This window comes from Promicromonospora kroppenstedtii (assembly GCF_044389675.1).
GTDB lineage: Bacteria > Actinomycetota > Actinomycetes > Actinomycetales > Cellulomonadaceae > Promicromonospora > Promicromonospora kroppenstedtii.
Genome location: NZ_JBIRYI010000017.1, coordinates 37,863 through 53,436, shown reverse-complemented (window position 1 = coordinate 53,436; position 15,574 = coordinate 37,863). Strand labels below are relative to the sequence as shown.

13 protein-coding genes are annotated in these 15,574 nt (G+C 74.0%); 3 read left to right on the top strand and 10 right to left on the bottom strand.

The window, feature by feature from the left end; genetic code table 11:
- Positions 1 to 87 precede the first annotated feature (87 nt).
- The 3 genes from ACH47X_RS23010 to mtrA are packed head-to-tail and all read right to left on the bottom strand — an operon-like array spanning position 88 to position 4,321.
- A complete protein-coding gene (locus tag ACH47X_RS23010) occupies positions 88 to 1,818 on the bottom strand; it encodes an LpqB family beta-propeller domain-containing protein (RefSeq protein ID WP_397407271.1) in 1,731 nt (576 codons plus the stop codon).
- Positions 1,818 to 3,641, bottom strand: coding sequence for an MtrAB system histidine kinase MtrB (mtrB, locus tag ACH47X_RS23005; protein WP_397407269.1), 1,824 nt, complete (start codon positions 3,639 to 3,641; stop codon positions 1,818 to 1,820). Before mtrB ends, ACH47X_RS23010 begins: the two co-directional genes overlap by 1 nt.
- On the bottom strand, positions 3,641 to 4,321 hold the full coding sequence (gene mtrA, locus ACH47X_RS23000) for an MtrAB system response regulator MtrA (protein ID WP_026366090.1): 681 nt from the start codon (positions 4,319 to 4,321) through the stop codon (positions 3,641 to 3,643). The genes mtrB and mtrA overlap by 1 nt, the downstream gene beginning before the upstream one ends.
- A gap of 195 nt (positions 4,322 to 4,516) precedes the next feature.
- On the opposite strand from mtrA, the gene ACH47X_RS22995 reads away from it, so the two are divergent.
- Positions 4,517 to 5,917, top strand: a complete 1,401-nt coding sequence (locus ACH47X_RS22995; protein WP_397407267.1) for a sensor histidine kinase — start codon at positions 4,517 to 4,519, stop codon at positions 5,915 to 5,917.
- A complete protein-coding gene (locus ACH47X_RS22990; protein WP_397407266.1) occupies positions 5,914 to 6,597 on the top strand; it encodes a response regulator in 684 nt (227 codons plus the stop codon). The genes ACH47X_RS22995 and ACH47X_RS22990 overlap by 4 nt, the downstream gene beginning before the upstream one ends.
- A 57-nt stretch (positions 6,598 to 6,654) precedes the next feature.
- Here ACH47X_RS22990 and ACH47X_RS22985 read toward each other — a convergent pair whose 3' ends face one another.
- From ACH47X_RS22985 to ACH47X_RS22960, 6 genes are all read right to left on the bottom strand, one after another.
- Positions 6,655 to 8,007, bottom strand: a complete 1,353-nt coding sequence (locus ACH47X_RS22985) for a DUF58 domain-containing protein (RefSeq protein ID WP_121387711.1) — start codon at positions 8,005 to 8,007, stop codon at positions 6,655 to 6,657.
- Positions 8,008 to 8,014: 7 nt separating this feature from the next.
- Positions 8,015 to 9,109, bottom strand: coding sequence for an AAA family ATPase (locus tag ACH47X_RS22980; protein WP_449582199.1), 1,095 nt, complete (start codon positions 9,107 to 9,109; stop codon positions 8,015 to 8,017).
- Entirely contained in the window at positions 9,106 to 10,386 is a 1,281-nt protein-coding gene (locus tag ACH47X_RS22975) for a DUF4350 domain-containing protein (protein ID WP_397407263.1), read from the bottom strand. Before ACH47X_RS22975 ends, ACH47X_RS22980 begins: the two co-directional genes overlap by 4 nt.
- The gene (locus ACH47X_RS22970) at positions 10,383 to 11,096 is read right to left on the bottom strand and encodes a DUF4129 domain-containing protein (protein ID WP_397407261.1); all 714 of its coding nucleotides are present in this window, start codon (positions 11,094 to 11,096) and stop codon (positions 10,383 to 10,385) included. The genes ACH47X_RS22975 and ACH47X_RS22970 overlap by 4 nt, the downstream gene beginning before the upstream one ends.
- A 1-nt stretch (position 11,097) precedes the next feature.
- Complete coding sequence (locus ACH47X_RS22965; protein ID WP_397407259.1) at positions 11,098 to 12,303, bottom strand: DUF7544 domain-containing protein; 1,206 nt, start codon at positions 12,301 to 12,303, stop codon at positions 11,098 to 11,100.
- Positions 12,304 to 12,415: 112 nt separating this feature from the next.
- Positions 12,416 to 13,405 carry a stage II sporulation protein M gene (locus ACH47X_RS22960; protein WP_397407257.1) on the bottom strand — a complete coding sequence of 330 codons (990 nt, stop codon included), beginning with the start codon at positions 13,403 to 13,405 and terminating at the stop codon, positions 12,416 to 12,418.
- A gap of 89 nt (positions 13,406 to 13,494) precedes the next feature.
- On the opposite strand from ACH47X_RS22960, the gene ACH47X_RS22955 reads away from it, so the two are divergent.
- Entirely contained in the window at positions 13,495 to 14,322 is an 828-nt protein-coding gene (locus ACH47X_RS22955) for an RDD family protein (protein ID WP_397407255.1), read from the top strand.
- Between the two features lie 25 nt (positions 14,323 to 14,347).
- Here ACH47X_RS22955 and ACH47X_RS22950 read toward each other — a convergent pair whose 3' ends face one another.
- Positions 14,348 to 15,538, bottom strand: coding sequence for an acyltransferase family protein (locus ACH47X_RS22950; protein ID WP_397407253.1), 1,191 nt, complete (start codon positions 15,536 to 15,538; stop codon positions 14,348 to 14,350).
- Between the last annotated feature and the right edge of the window lie 36 nt (positions 15,539 to 15,574).

The following is a 15,574-nucleotide window of genomic DNA, read 5'->3' as shown; positions in this document are numbered from 1 at the left end:
CCCGGGGAACGCAAGGGGCGAGGCGGAACCGCACAGCGGTTCCGCCTCGCCCTTGCCGTACGCCCGGCCTACCGGCGCACCGGTGGGTCAGCCCGGGTAGGACGCGAGGTCCACGTCCTCGGCGATCGGCTGCCAGACGCCGGTCTCCTCGTGCTCCAGGTCGCCGTCCTTCGTGACCACGAGGATCCCGTGGTCGTTCACGCCCGCCGCGATCTGCTCGACGTCGGTGAGCCCCGGCAGCTGGCGCGACTGGCCGCCGGTGCTGGCCTGGCCACCCACACCCGAGGTCCAGACCGTGGACGTGTCCTCGCTGTCCCGGGTCAGGAGCGCGAGCGTGGTGAGCCCGCCCCAGCGGGCCTCGACGGTGTCGGCCACCGGTGCCGCCACCGTGAGCGCGGGCGCGAGGCTGACCGGGGTGTGCTGGGCGTCGCGCACCACGCCCGCCACCTGCACCTGCCGGCCGGACGGCGTCTCGCTGACGACCGCGATGCGCGCGCCCTCCGGCGACACGGACACGCTGACCACGCGGCGGCCGCTGAGCCACTCGGGCTCGATCTTGACCACGTCGAGCGTGTCCGTCGAGACCTGCAGCTCGCCCTGCCCACCGCTGGTCCAGGTGTTGCCGAACTTGTCCACCGACGGCGCCGCCAGGTCCGTGCCCTCCAGGATCGGCACGGGACCCTCGCCCTCGTCGAGGGACAGGTTCACGATCTGGTCGGTGCCGTCGCGCACCACGGTCGGCGTGGTCGAGGGGCTGACCGCGAGCGCGGTCGGGTCGATCCCCGACAGGTCGACGGTCATGTCGTGCTCCGCGAGGCGGCCGTCGTCCACCCGGTACAGGTCGCCGTCCTTCAGCACGATCGCCTGGGCGATCGTCGCCGGCAGGTCGACCTCGGCGGCGTCGACGGACAGCCTGCTCTGGTCGCTGTACAGCTCGACCGGGATCACGCGGCCCGCACCCTCGGACAGGGTGGCGGAGAACTGGGCGGCGATCACCGCGCGCTGGGCGGCCTGCACGGAGCTGATCTGCTCGCTGAGCCGAATCGCGACGCTGTCGGCGTCGTTCCGGCCCGGCACCGACGGCGACTGGAGCCGGGTGCCCTCCGGCACCAGGGTCTGCGTGGCGCCCTGGAGCCATTCGGGCGGCCCGGCCAGGATCTCCTTCACGGCGACCGTCTGCCACGCGCGGCGCGGGAACCAGCGCAGGTCGGGCACCAGGGTCTTGATGTCGCTCGCGCTCGGGAAGTAGAGGCGTGTCGCCCGGTACGAGCTCGAGAACAGGTTCGCGGGCACGAGCACGCCGTTGTCGAGGGCCGAGATCCGCCATTCGCCGCCGACCTTCACGACGGTGAACTTGTACGGGGCCTCTCGCGGGCTGACGGCCTCGGTGTACGCGCCCACGCTGTCGACGGTGGCGATGGTCGTCGCCCGGACGACGATCTCGACCGTGTCGGTGCTCCCGAGCTCGATCTCGTCCTCGAAGGGTTCCGGCATCGGCTCCTCGCGCACGACGCGCACCGCCTCCTCCGGCTCCCAGGTCTGCGCGACGTCGGTGGTCAGGAACTCCTTGGCCGTCTGGAACTCCTTGGGCGACGTCGCGGCCGCGGACGTGGCCTGCAGGAAGCCCGACACGAGCGTCTGCGGGTCGGTGCCGGGCACGGGGCCCTGCGGCAGCAACGCGATGTCGACCTGCGTCTCGACGGGTGCGTTGCCCACCCGGACCGGCCCCGACGTCGGGATCTGCGCGCAGGCGCCCAGCCCGAGGACACCGACCAGCGCGACGACGGCGGCGGCCGCCGCGTTTCCGGGCCTGCGCATCAGTGCACCTCCAGGTCGTTCGGCACCGGTCTCGGTCCGGCCTCCGGACCGTGCTCGTCCGGCTCCGCGTGCTCGTCCGGCTCCGCGTGCTCGTCCGGCTCCGCTTGCTCGTCCGGCTCGCTGTACAGGTCGGGGATCTGCGTCGGCGTCGGGCCCGCGGACGGGTGCACCACCGGGATCTGGCCGGTGCGGACGCCGGGCTCGTGGGACGCGGGCGCCATCGTCACCGGCGGCTCCCCCACCTGGACGCCGGCGCTGCGCGGCAGCGTGAGGCGGAAGCTCGCGCCCTGCCCGGGCCGGCCCCACGCGTCGAGGCGGCCCGCGTGCAGGTGCGCGTCCTCGAGCGCGATCGCCAGGCCCAGCCCGGAGCCGCCCGTCGTGCGGGCGCGCGCCGGGTCGGCCCGCCAGAAGCGGTCGAAGACGTGCTCGACCTCCTGCTTGGTCATGCCGACGCCGTAGTCCCGCACGACGACCGCGACCGCGCGGTCGTCCTGCGCGACGGTCACCTCGACCGGGCGTTCCTCGGCGTGCTCGATGGCGTTGACCACGAGGTTGCGCAGGATGCGCTCGATCCGGCGCGGGTCGAAGTCGGCCGAGGCGTCGGCGTCGGGCAGGCGCACCGAGACCCGGACGTCCTTGGTCTCCGCGAGCGGGGCGGCCTGCTCCACCACGGACATGACCAGGTCGCGCAGGTCGCGACGCTCGGCGTCGAGCACGGCGGCACCGGCATCGAAGCGGCTGATCTCCAGCAGGTCCGCCAGGAGCGACTCGAACCGGTCGATCTGGCCCAGGAGCAGCTCGGCGGAGCGGCTGGTGTCCGGGTCCATCTGGTCGCGTGACTCGTGGATGATCTCACTCGCCATCCGGATGGTCGTCAGCGGCGTGCGCAGCTCGTGCGAGACGTCGGAGACGAACCGGCGCTGCATGGCGGAGAGCTCCTCCATGCGCCGGATCTGGTCCTGCAGGCTCTCGGCCATCTCGTTGAACGACCGCGCCAGGCTCGCCATCTCGTCGGCGCCGCGCGCGCCCGGCATCCGCTCCGAGAGGTGCCCCTCGGCGAGCCGCTCGGCCACGGTGGCGGCCCGGGTCACCGGGGTCACCGTCTGCCGGGCCATGGTCCAGGTCACGACGCCGAGCAGCGCCAGCATGCCGAACCCGCCCGCGAGCAGCACGCGGTGCACGAACGACAGGGTCTCCTGCTCCGGCTCCAGCGAGTAGAGGTAGTAGATCTCGAAGCGCGAGTCCGGCGCGGCCTGCACGGTCGAGCCCACGATCACGCCGGGCCGGACCACGGCGGGGTCGACGGCCGACGGGATGCCGACGGCCTGCAGCACCTGGTCGTCCTCCGAGGCGACGTTCGCCTGGCGCAGCTCGTCGGTGATGACGACGTCCGTCAGGTCGCCCCGGGACACGACGTCGGACACCTGCGCGGTGCCGCCCGGCTCCTGCAGCAGGAAGTAGGCCTGCGCGGTGGAGCCGCTGGTGGCGGTGAGCGTCGAGACCGTGTCGTTCAGCAGGCTCTGCAGGTCGCCGTCCGACGTCGTCGCGGCGTTCGAGAAGTTCTCCGAGACCTTCGTCGTCAGCGCCGCGGCCTCGCGGTCGATCGCCGCGAGCCGCTGCTCGTAGATCCCGTCCCGCACCGACGTCGACAGGTACAGCCCCAGCACCGCGATGGCCGCCAGGCCGATCGCCAGCGCCGTCGTGACGACCCGCAGCTGCAGCGAGGAGCGCCACTGCGCGACCCCGCGCCGGGTGGCCCGGACCGTGACCACCCGGGCCCGTGAGACCACCCGGCGGAGCCGTGTGACCAGGCCGGACGGCATCAGCGGGTCGCGCCCGCCTTGTAACCGACGCCGCGCACCGTCAGGACGATCTCCGGGTTCTCCGGGTCCCGCTCGATCTTGGAGCGCAGGCGCTGGACGTGGACGTTGACCAGGCGCGTATCGGCGCTGTGCCGGTAGCCCCACACGCGCTCCAGCAGCACCTCACGCGTGAACACCTGCCACGGCTTGCGGGCCAGCGCCACGAGCAGGTCGAACTCGAGCGGGGTGAGCGCGATGCGCTCGCCGTCGCGCATGACGGTGTGGCCGGTGACGTCGATCTCGACGTCGCCCACCACGAGCCGCTCCGGGCCCGGGTCCTCGCTGCGGCGCAGGCGGGCCTTGATCCGGGCCACGAGCTCCTTGGGCTTGAACGGCTTGGACACGTAGTCGTCGGCACCGGACTCGAGGCCCACCACGACGTCGAGCGTGTCGGACTTGGCCGTGAGCATGATGATCGGCACGCCCGACTCGGCGCGGATCTCACGGCAGACCTGGACGCCGTCCTTGCCCGGGAGCATGAGGTCGAGCAGCACGAGGTCGGGTTGGTGGGTCCGGAACATGCCCAGCGCGGAGTCCCCGTCGGCGCAGAAGATCGCCTCGATGCCCTCACCCTTGAGGACGATGCCGATCATCTCCGCCAGTGCTGTGTCGTCGTCGACGACAAGAACTCGTACCTTCATGCCCTCCAGTGTGCCAGCCTGGTCCAGTAAACCCGTCCTCGCGGGCCGCTACCTGGCGTGTTCGGCACAGGTTCACCCGGTTCGGTACGAATGGCCACGTTGCGGGAGCCCGCGCCGGGTACGGGGGACAACCCCCGCGAGATCGGGCGGTCGACCCCATGTCGCGGGCGCGCCCGCAGGGGCGAACCTGGCACCATGACAACCATGACCGTCGACCGGCTCACGGCCGGCGCCGTCCAGGGCGGCGCCGCCCGGCCAGGTCCCCACTTCCTGACCGCACCGTTCTCCGGCCGCACCTGGCGGGAGCAGGGCTACCTCACGCTCACGCTCCTGCTTGCCCCGTTCGCTCTGACGTACACCATCTTCGCCGTGAGCTTCACCGTCGGCATCGCCGTGACCGTGGTCGGCCTCTTCGTCGCCGGTGCCGTGGTGCTCGGTGGTCGCGGCTGGGGCGCCGTGTACCGCGGGCTGGCCCGCGAGCTGCTCGACCTCGACGTCGCCGTGCCCGCGCCGTACGTGCGGCCCCGCGGCTTCTGGCGCACGGTCGGCTCCCTGATCGGCGATGCCACCGGGTGGCGCGCGCTGCTGTTCATGCTGGTCACGTTCCCGCTGGCGATCATCGCGTTCGTGACGAGCGTGACCGTCCTGTTCACCGGCCTGGGCGCGCTGACCTACGGCGTCTGGTACCGGTACCTGCCCGCGCAGGCCGACAGCGAGGGCACGCTCCACCGGGGCGCCTCGTTCGGCATCGACTACTTCATCGACACACCGCCGCGCATCCTCGTCGCCGCGCTGGTGGGACTGGCGCTGTTCTTCTGCTGGCCGTGGATCACGCGGATGTTCGCGCTGCTGTTCCGGGTGCTGACCGCCGGCCTGCTGAGCCCGACCCGGGCGAGCCTGCGCGTCGCCGAGCTGGAGCGGTCCCGCACCGGCACCGTGGAGGACGCCGATGCCCGCCTGCGCAGCATCGAGCGCGACCTGCACGATGGCACGCAGGCACGCCTCGTGGCCGTCGCCATGCAGCTCGGCGAGGCCCGGGAGCACCTGGCCGAGGGCGGCGACGTCACCCAGGCCGCCGAGCTGGTCGACACCGCTCACGCGTCGACCAAGGAGGCGCTCACGGAGCTGCGCGAGCTGGCGCGGGGCATCCACCCGCCGGCGCTCGACAGCGGCCTCGCGGTCGCCCTCGAGACGCTCGCCGCGCGGTCGGCCCTGCCGGTCACCGTGGACGTGGACCCGAGCGTCGAGGCGGACGGCCGCCTGGTCCCGGCCCTGGAGTCGATCGCCTACTTCAGCGTCGCCGAGCTGGTCACCAACGCGGCCAAGCACGCCCGCGCCTCCGGGGTGTACGTGCTGGTCGAGTCCGTGGACCGGACCGGTGGCCCCGACGCCGCGCTCCGCATCCGGGTGCGCGACGACGGCCGCGGCGGCGCCGAGGTCGTCGCGCCCGACGGCTCGGGGCAGCGGTCGGGCCTGGCGGGCCTGGCCGAGCGGGTGCGGTCGGTCGACGGCACCTTCGACCTGTCCAGCCCGGTGGGCGGGCCTACGGTGGTCACCGTGACCCTGCCCACCGCCCGCCCCGCCGGCCCGGCATGACCGGCACGACGCCGGACGCGGGCCTGCGCGTGCTGCTCGCCGAGGACTCGGCGATCCTGCGCGACGGCCTCGCCGCGCTCCTGACGCGCCGCGGCCACGCCGTGCGCACCGTCGCCGACGGCGCCGCGCTGGAGCGCGAGGTGGCCCGCGCCGCGCGCGAGGAGTCGCTGCCCGAGGTCGTCGTCGCGGACATCCGCATGCCGCCCACCTTCACCGACGAGGGCCTGCGGGCCGTGCTGAACCTGCGGTCCCGGCATCCCGCCCTGCCGGTGCTCCTGTTCTCGCAGTACGTCGAGACCCGGTACGCGAGCCTGCTCCTGGCCGGGGACGCCCGGGGCGTCGGCTACCTGCTCAAGGACCGCGTGGCCGACGTGCGCGACTTCGTCGAGGCGCTCGGCCGCGTGGCGCGCGGTGAGACGGTGCTGGACCCCGAGGTGGTCACGCAGCTCATGGGCACCGCCCGCCAGGACGTCGCCCTGGAGCGCCTGTCGGCGCGCGAGCGCGAGGTGCTGGGCCTGATGGCCCAGGGCAGGTCCAACGGGGCGATCGCCGACACGCTGCACCTGTCCTACGGCGCGGTCGAGAAGAACGTCGCGGCCATCTTCACCAAACTCGACCTGCCGCAGGACGCCGCCGACCACCGCCGGGTCCTGGCCGTGCTCCGGCACCTCGGGGTCTGACCCGCCGGGTCCGGAGCAGCGGCCCCGGACCCGGCGTCCGGCATCCGGAGGCAGGCGTCAGAGCCGGCCTGCCGCCTTGAGCGCCAGGTACTCGTCGGCCAGGCGCGGCGCCAGGTCGTCCGGCAGCGCCTCGACCACGTCGGCGCCGTAGCGGCGCAGCATCGTGGTCACGGCGGTGCGCTCCAGGTCGCCGCGGGCGGCCGCCGCGGCGTCGTACACCTCGGCCACCGTCTCGCGGCCGGCGCGCAGGCCCGCCACCTCCTCGTCCGCGACGGACGCGACGACCACGGTGTGGTCGCGGGCGAGCTGGTCCACCACGGGCAGCAGGCCGTTCTCCACGGCCGCCGGGTCGAGGGTGGTCAGCAGCACCACGAGCGCGCGCTGGGTCATGCGCGTGCGCACCTGCGTCACGACGCCCGGCCAGTCCGTCTCCAGCAGCACGGGCTCGACGGTCGCCAGGGACTCCGCCAGCGCGGGCATGAGGCGCGGCCCGGCCGCGCCCGCCACCCGCGCCCGCACGGTGCGGTCGAACGCCACGAGCTCCACGCGGTCGCCCGCGTGGCCGGCCAGCGCCGAGAGCAGCAGGGCCGCCTCGATGCTGGCGTCCAGGCGCGGGGCGCCCGTCGAGTCGGCGGCACCCACCCGGGCGGCGGCCGTACGGCCCGTGTCGAGCACGATCAGCACACGCCGGTCCCGCTCGGGACGCCACGTACGCACCACCACCTCGCGCCGCCGGGCGGTCGCGCGCCAGTCGATCGAGCGCACGTCGTCGCCCACCACGTACTCCCGCAGCGAGTCGAACTCCGTGCCCTCGCCGCGGATCTGCACGGCCGCGCGACCGTCCATCTCGCGCAGCCGCGCCAGGCGCGACGGCAGGTGCTTGCGGCTGGCGAACTCGGGCAGGACCCGGAGGCGCCCCGGCACGGGCAGCGTCACCTGCCGGCCGGCCAGGCCCAGCGGCCCCAGGCTGCGGACGGTCACGCCGCCGGCCGCCCGGTCCCCGCGCCGTGTGGGCACGAGGGTGGTGGGCAGCCGCGCGGCCTCGCCGTCGGGCAGGTCCACGTGGTGCCGACCCGGGCCGCCCGCGGCCGGGCGCACCCGCTCGGACCGGCCACGGCCCGGGCCCGCGCCGGCGGAAGGCCCCCACGCGTCCCGGACCACGGCCCGCAGGCGCCGGCCCGAGGCGTTGCGGACCACCAGCTCGCTGGTGGCCTCGGACCGCAGCCGGACGGAGCCCGGAACGCGCCGCTGCACCGCCACCCGGCGCGGCGATGCCGCCAGGGCGACGTCGGCCACGCACGCCAGGACCACGACCGTGGCCCAGATGAGCACCGTCCCGTTGGCCGGCCAGATCAGCACGGGTACCACGCCGAGCCCCATCAGGGCGGCGGCCCGCCACGTCACGACCATGCGGCCCTCAGCGCGGCACGGGCACGGAGGCCAGCACCGTGTCCAGCACGCCCTCGGCGGTGACGCCCTCCAGCTCGGCCTCGGCGCGCAGCTGCACGCGGTGCCGCAGTGTCGGGTGGGCCAGCGCCTTGATGTCGTCGGGCGTCACGAACGAGCGCCCCGACAGCCACGCCCAGGCCCGCGCCGTGCGCAGCAGCGCGGTGGCGCCACGCGGCGAGACGCCGAGCGAGAGGGACGGCGAGAACCGGGTCGCGCGGCACACGTCGACCGCGTAGCCGAGCACCTCGCGCGACACCTGGACGAGGGCGACCTCGGCGCGAGCGCGCTCCAGCACGCTCGCGTCGGCGACGGGCGTGACCCCGGCGGCGGCCAGGTCGCGGGGGTCGAAACCGGCGGCGTGCCGGGCCAGGACCTCGACCTCCTGGTCGCGCTCGGGCAGCGGCAGCACCAGCTTGAGCAGGAACCGGTCGAGCTGGGCCTCGGGCAGCGGGTAGGTGCCCTCGTACTCGACGGGGTTCTGGGTGGCGATGACCAGGAACGGGTCGGGCAGCAGCCGGGGCGTGCCGTCCACCGAGACCTGCCGCTCCTCCATCGCCTCGAGCAGGGACGCCTGGGTCTTCGGGGGCGTGCGGTTGATCTCGTCCGCCAGCACCAGGTTGGTGAACACGGGGCCCTCGCGGAACGAGAACTCGGCCGTGCGCGCGTCGTAGACGAGCGAGCCCGTCACGTCACCGGGCATGAGGTCGGGCGTGAACTGGACGCGCTTGGTGTCCAGCTTCAGCGCCGCCGCCAGGGTGCGGACCAGGAGCGTCTTGGCGACGCCCGGCACACCCTCCAGGAGCACGTGGCCCTGGCACAGCAGCGCGATGAGCAGGCTGGTCACGGCTGCGTCCTGTCCGACGACGGCCTTGCCCACCTCCGTGCGGACGGCCGCCAGGGCGGAACGCAGCTCCTGCGACGGGGCAGGCGGAGCGCTCGGGGCGGCCGCCGGCGCGGGCGCGGCGTCGGCCTGGTCGTCGACCGGCACGGTCTGCACGGTCCGGTCGGACGTCGGCTCCGCAGGCTGCGCGGCGGGCTGTTCGGGGAAGGCTGGTTCGGTCACGGTCGGTGGACCTCGCTCTCCAGGGTGTCGAGTCGGCGCACGAGCTCGGCGAGCGCGGCGTCGTCAGCGGGCGGTGGGCCGTAGAGCAGGTCTGCCACCTGCTGCGACGGGCGGTTCGTGGCGGCCACGACGGCGTCGACCACGGTGTTGGCATCGGAGGAGCGGGCCAGGCCCAGCCGCGTGGCGACCCGGTCGGCGGACGCGGCGCGCAGGCCCGCCGCGGCGTGCCCGCGGGCGCGGGCCGCCCGGTACAGGCGGGCTCGGCCGCGGGTGGCCTCGGCGGAGCGGACGAGCACCGGCAGGTCCTCGACCACGAGCGGGCCCATACGGCGCACCCGCCAGAACGCGAGCAGCACGGCGGCGAGCACCACCACGAGAGCGACGGGCGCCGAGCCGGGCGGCATCAGCGCGTTGACCTGGCCGCGCTCGGCGGGCGTCGGCGTGTCCCCGCCGGTGCTGATGTCCATCGGGTTCGGCACCAGCCAGACGAGATCCTCGTTCTGCCCGAGCATCCACAGCGCGAGCGCCGCGTTGCCCTGGTCCAGGACCGAGCCGTTACGGATCACAGCCGGGTCGTTGACCACGGTGACCGAGCGGTCCGGGAAGTCCAGCCGCGCGTAGGCGTAGGCGCCGGTGTCGTCCGGCCAGCACAGGACCGGGCGGACCTGGTCGGAGCCGTCCGACGCGTCGTACAGGCCGGGCGTCAGCGTCACCGCGCCAGCCGCCTCGGCGGCCGGGTCGGCGCACTGCGGCTGCGTGGGTTCGGCCTGGTCGCCGTAGGTGATGTCGAGCATGTCCCGGCTCACGCCCGCGACCATGCTGTAGTCGGGCTGGAGCACGACCAGATCCGCGCCCGTGCGGTTCAGCGCCGAGATCTGGTCGTCGGCGAAGAACGACGGGTTGGGCGTGACCAGCAGCGTGCTGTCCTTGCCCGCGGCGGCGACGGCGTCGGCCACCGAGGTGACGTGGGTGATCCGCACGCCCTGGTCCTTCAGCACCTCCGCCACGGCCATGGCCCCGCCCGGCTCCGGGTTGTCCGGGGCGTACGGATCGGCGGACGTCGGTGGGCGGACCACCGCGAGGAACAGCACGAACAGCGCGACGATGGCGAGGACCGTGAGCGGCCAGCGCGCCCGGCGCCACCGGCTCGCGGCGCGCGACCGCCCGGTGGTGTCGTCGCCGATGACCACCGGCGGCTCGTCGACCGGCCCCGTGGGGGCGGCCGCCACCGCGGACGGCGGTGTCGGGGCGGGCGGGGCCGGGAGCTGCGCGGTCATGCGGACACCTCGCGCTGCTCGTCGGCGTGGCCGGCGCCGCCCGGCTCCGCGCCGGTGCCCGTCCCGCTGCCGGATCCCGGACCGCGCCCGGACACGGCCACGGGGCGGGCGGCGGCGACCTGGGCGTCGAGCTCGCGCAGGGCGGCGTCGTCCGCGGCAGAGGCGACCCCGTCGCCGTACTCGACGCCGTCGAACAGATCGGCGCCGGAGCGCAGGCCGGCGGCCTGGCCGGGGAGGCGCTCACCTGCGTCGCCCGCGGCCTCCTGCGCCGTGCGGCCGGGGCGCGGCTCGATGATCACGCGTTCCTCCAGGGACCGGACCACGGCCCGGAAACGTTCGGCGACGGCCTTGTTCCAGTCGCCCGACGCCGCGGCGGCGTCGGCCGCGGTGCGCATCTGGGCGGCCGTGCGGGCGTCGTCGGTGTCGAGCACCTCGGCGGAGCCCGCACGGTTGCGGCCCAGGCGCACCGGCCCGGCCACCAGCCAGGCGATCCCCAGGACGATCGCGGCGACGACCGCGATGACGATCCCGAGCTGCGGCCCGGACATGGCCGTGTCGGGCCAGTCGATACCGCTCAGCCAGTCCAGGACCCAGCGGATCAGGCGCGACAGCAGCGACTCACGCTCCGCGTACTCGGGTCGCTGCAGCTCGCTGGTGAGCCACTCGCGAGCGGTGTCCCGGTCCGGGACGACGGGCAGATCGGCCCTCATGTCACTTGTCCGCCGCGGCTGCGGCCGCGGCCTGCAGCTGCACGTCCAGTCCCTCGCGACGCATCCGGGTGTCGATGTAGAGCAGGGCGACGACGCCCCCCAGGAACAGCACGCTCATGCCGCCCGTGATCACGTAGGTGAGCCCGTAGCCGGCGGCCATGGCGGCGTCGCTGGCCGTCATCATCGCCACCCCCATCAGCGCGCCGATCGGGAACGCGACGATCTGACCGATCACGCTCAGGATGATCGAGGTCAGCAGGTAGATGCCGAGCACCCGCCAGAACGTCCCGCGGGTGAGCTTCCAGGCTCGCGTGAACGTGGCCCAGAACCCGCCGCCCTCGACCGCGAGCGCCGGCGGGACGAGGATCACGCGGGTGAACGCCCAGACGCCCGCCACCAGGAGCGCGGCGAGCACGAGGAACACGCCGATCACGCCGACCGTGGGGTCCACGGCGAAGAGCGCGACGACGATGCCGACCGCCAGCGTGTAGGCCACGATCATGACGAGGGCCGACAGGAGCGAGAAGCCGATCAGGAACCAGGCCCGCTTGGCGACGCGCCGCCAGGCGTCGGACACCGAGATCTTGCGCCCGATGACGGAGTCGCTGACGGAGATGGCCATGACGCCCATGGCGAGCGGCGTGGCGAGCGTGAGCAGCAGCCCGGTGCCGAGCAGCGACCCGTAGGTGACGCCCAGCATGTCCTGCGTGAGGCCCATCTCGTCCAGCATCGGGTCGTTCCCGGCCGCGGCGAAGAGGCCGCCGAACAGGTCGGTGAACCAGGTGGTCAGCGGGATGCTGATCAGGGTGCCGATCGCGACGGCCACGACCACGATGATCGCCGTGAGCCCGAGCGTGACGGCGGGGTTGTGCCGGACGGCGCCGAACGCGCCGTCGTACAGCTCACCGAGGGTGAGGGGGCGCAGCGGGACGATGCCGGGCTTGTCCGCGGCGGGCCGGTAGCCGGGGACGGCTCCCCCGGGCGCCTGCTGCCCGTACTGGCTCTGGCCGTACTGGGTCTGCCCGTACTGCCCGGCGGGCGGCGTGCCGTACTGGGGCTGCCCCGGCGCCTGCGGCGCCGACGGGTCGTACCCGGGCGCGTACTGCCCGTACCGCGGCGGCTCGCCCCAGCCGGCGGGCTGGGACCCTCCGGACTGCGGGGGCGTCGGCTGCGCCGGCTGGTCGGGTGCGCTCTCGGGCGTCGTCATGGGGCGTGCTCCGGATGTCGTCTGGGGTCGTGCCTGTGCGCCGCAACCCTAGTACGGGGCACCGACACGGCGTGGCGTAATTCGGGCCGCCGGGCGGGTCGTCGCCCAACCGTCACCCGGCTGTCACCACCGTAGCGCCGGCCTCGTGCTCGGCGAGGTCGCCGGACGCGCCGGCCCGGACGGCCCGGCCGCCCAGCACGTACACGTAGGTCCAGAACGCGGCGAGCACGATCGCGCCGATCACGATCTTGAGCCACCAGTACAGCTCGGAGCCGGTCACGAAGCCCTCGACGAGGCCCGAGACGGCCAGGGCCACGGCGAGCCCGATGACCGTGGTGATCAGGGCGCGGCCCTCGGCGGCCAGGGCGACCGACCGCTTGCGGTGTCCCGGGTCGATCATCGTCCAGAAGAGCCGCAGACCCGCGGCGCCCGCCACGAAGATGCAGGTCAGCTCAAGGAGGCCGTGGGGCGCGATGAGCGTGAGGAAGAGGTCGAGCTCGTCGTGGGCGGCCATCATGCCGCCGGTGGCACCGATCTGGACCGCGTTCTGCCAGAGCACGTTCAGGGTGAAGAAGCCGGTGATGCCGCCGGCGACGGCCTGCGCCGCGATCCAGGCGTTGTTGGTCCACACCACGGCGGCGAACCCGATGCCGGGGTCGTAGTAGGAGGCGAAGGCCTCGTTGACGTAGTTCTCCTGCGCCGACGGCGGCATCATCGCGTTCATCGCGTCGGTGTCCGAGGCGATGTAGACGCCCGCGACGATCGCGACGAGCAGGCAGGCCGCCGTCACCGCGTGCGACCACCACCGGATCCGGTAGAACGCGGCGGGCAGCGACACGACGGCGAAGCGGACCACCTCGCGCCAGGCGGGCTCGTGCGACCCGGCGATGCGGGTGCGCGCCCGGTTCAGCACGTCGGACAGCCGGGTCACGAGCGCCGGGTCCGGCGCCGCCGAGCGCACGGTCGACAGGTGGGTGGCCACGGACTGGTACAGGCGCACCAGCTCGTCCGACTCGGCGCCGTCCAGGCGGCGCCGGGACGAGAGCTCCTTGAGGCGGTCCCACTCTGCGGCGTGCACGGCGGTGAAGGCGTCGATGTCCACGACGGTAGTCTGCCGCACAGGGACCGCGGCCCGTCCCGGGGCCCGCGCCGGCAGACTCATCCGACCAGACCCACCCGACCGGAGGAACCGTGCAGGACGGCATCGTCATCGGCGAGGGCGTGGTGCTGGACGCGCGCCCGGCCTCGTTCATCACGCGCGCCATGGGCGCCATGCTCGACTTCCTCGTGATCGGCGTGGTCGTCACGGCCGTCCTGGTCGTGGGCGCGGTCTGGTTCCTGGAGAACGCCGTGCTGGGCGAGGACATCGCGCTGGTGGTCTACGTCCTGGCGAACGTCGTGGTCATGGTGGCCGTCCCGGTCACGGTCGAGACGCTGTCGCGCGGCCGCTCCGTCGGCAAGCTCGCGTGCGGCATCCGCGTGGTGCGCGACGACGGCGGCCCGGTCCGGTTCCGGCACGCCCTGGTGCGCGCGCTCATCGGCGTGATCGAGCTGTGGCTGACGTTCGGCGCCATCGCCGCGATCGCCTCGCTGTCCAACGCGAAGGGCAAGCGCCTCGGCGACCTGGCGGCCGGCACCTACGCGGTGCGGGTGCGCGGGGGCAAGCCGGTCTCGGCCCCGATCGTGATGCCGCAGTCCCTGGCGGCGTGGGCCCGCACCGCGGACATGCGCCGCCTGCCGGACGGCCTGGCCCTGGCCGCCCGACAGATGCTGGGCCGCGCCGGGCGCCTGGCCCCGGAGTCCCGGGCGCGGCTCGCCGACGACCTGGCCGGCCGCATCGAGCCGTACGTCGCCCCCGGCCCGCCCCCGGGCACGCACCCCGAGGCGTTCCTGCACGCCGTCCTGGCCGAGCGCCGCGAGCGGGAGCTCGGCGCGGGCCAGCGGGAGCGCAAGCGGGCGCAGGAGCAGGCGGAGCTGCTGCACCGGCTCCCGTTCGCGGTCGCCGACCCGCCCCGCTGACACCCGCCGTCAGGCGCGGGCACCGTCAGGTGCGGACGTCGTCCCAGGCCCGCATCAGGCCCTTCGAGCGCAGCGCGCCGGAGCAACGCAGCAGCCCGGCCTGCACCGCGCGGCGCAGCCGGGTCGACGTCGGCCGCTCGACGCCGTAGTGGATGGCCACCGCCAGGATCAGGCTCAGCGCCCCGGCTGCGACGAGGGCGACCGTGCGCGTGGTCTCGTGGGCCAGCACGTCGATGACGGCGTACCCGAACTGCGTGTGCACCAGGTAGACGGGGTACGTCAGGGCGCCGACCGTGCCCAGCACGGCCGCGACCCGGCGAGGTGGGGCGTTTCTGCCGCGCAGCGTGGTGGCCCACACGGCCACGACGCTGGCCAGCATGATCATCACGGCGATCACGGGGTCCACGGCCACGCCCTGGAGGTCGGACGCGCGACCGGCGGCCTCCTGCACCCGCATGACGCACAGCACGAGACCGCCGACGAGCAGCGTGCTGGTGACCAGGTCGAACCCGTCGCGGTAGGCGAGGAACAGCAGCATGCCGACGGCGAAGTACGGGGCGTAGACGGGCACGAGCCAGTCGGCCAGCCAGTGGGCGCCGAACTCCTGCGCGGCCCAGCCCGCGAGCGGCCAGATCGTGGCGAAGGCCAGCACGCGGTTGCGCGTGAGCGGCCCGAGCGCCAGCACCACGAAGACCAGCAGGTAGAACTTCAGCTCCACCAGCAGGGTCCAGAACACGACCTGCACGCCCGTGACGTCGAAGAGGTCCTGCACCATCGTGAGGTTGACCAGGGTCTCGGTCAGGTTGGTCTGCCGCCCTCCGGACCAGAACCGCTGCAGGCCCACGGTCAGCACGATGCACGCCCAGTACGCGGGGAAGAGCCGGCCTACCCGGGAGGCGACGAAGCCCGCGATCCCCCGGCCGTCGGCACTGAGCAGGATCACGAACCCGGAGATCACGAAGAACAGCTCAACGCCCAGCCACCCGTACCGCGTGACCTCGTTGAGCAGCGGGAAGGCCCGCTCCGGGTCGGCGCCCCAGTAGCTGGTCACCGTCGAGGTGGCCGTGAAGTGGTAGAGCAGCACGGCCGCCGCGGCGCCGAAGCGCAGGCCGTCCATGGCCACGAGCCGGCCGGTCGCCTTGCGACGCGGGGCCTCGGTGGTGGCAGGGCTCGCCTCGGGAACGGTTGCGGTCAGGCTCTCGTCAGGACGGGTCATCGCCGCCGACCTTAGATCACGGAAAGATAACGGTCA

Coding starts and splice junctions, on each gene's coding strand:
- ACH47X_RS23010 (WP_397407271.1), bottom strand. CDS start 1,818: ATGCGCAGGCCCGGAAACGCGGCGGCCGCCGCCGTCGTCGCGCTGGTC.
- mtrB (WP_397407269.1), bottom strand. CDS start 3,641: ATGCCGTCCGGCCTGGTCACACGGCTCCGCCGGGTGGTCTCACGGGCC.
- mtrA (WP_026366090.1), bottom strand. CDS start 4,321: ATGAAGGTACGAGTTCTTGTCGTCGACGACGACACAGCACTGGCGGAG.
- ACH47X_RS22995 (WP_397407267.1), top strand. CDS start 4,517: ATGACAACCATGACCGTCGACCGGCTCACGGCCGGCGCCGTCCAGGGC.
- ACH47X_RS22990 (WP_397407266.1), top strand. CDS start 5,914: ATGACCGGCACGACGCCGGACGCGGGCCTGCGCGTGCTGCTCGCCGAG.
- ACH47X_RS22985 (WP_121387711.1), bottom strand. CDS start 8,007: ATGGTCGTGACGTGGCGGGCCGCCGCCCTGATGGGGCTCGGCGTGGTA.
- ACH47X_RS22975 (WP_397407263.1), bottom strand. CDS start 10,386: ATGACCGCGCAGCTCCCGGCCCCGCCCGCCCCGACACCGCCGTCCGCG.
- ACH47X_RS22970 (WP_397407261.1), bottom strand. CDS start 11,096: ATGAGGGCCGATCTGCCCGTCGTCCCGGACCGGGACACCGCTCGCGAG.
- ACH47X_RS22965 (WP_397407259.1), bottom strand. CDS start 12,303: ATGACGACGCCCGAGAGCGCACCCGACCAGCCGGCGCAGCCGACGCCC.
- ACH47X_RS22950 (WP_397407253.1), bottom strand. CDS start 15,538: ATGACCCGTCCTGACGAGAGCCTGACCGCAACCGTTCCCGAGGCGAGC.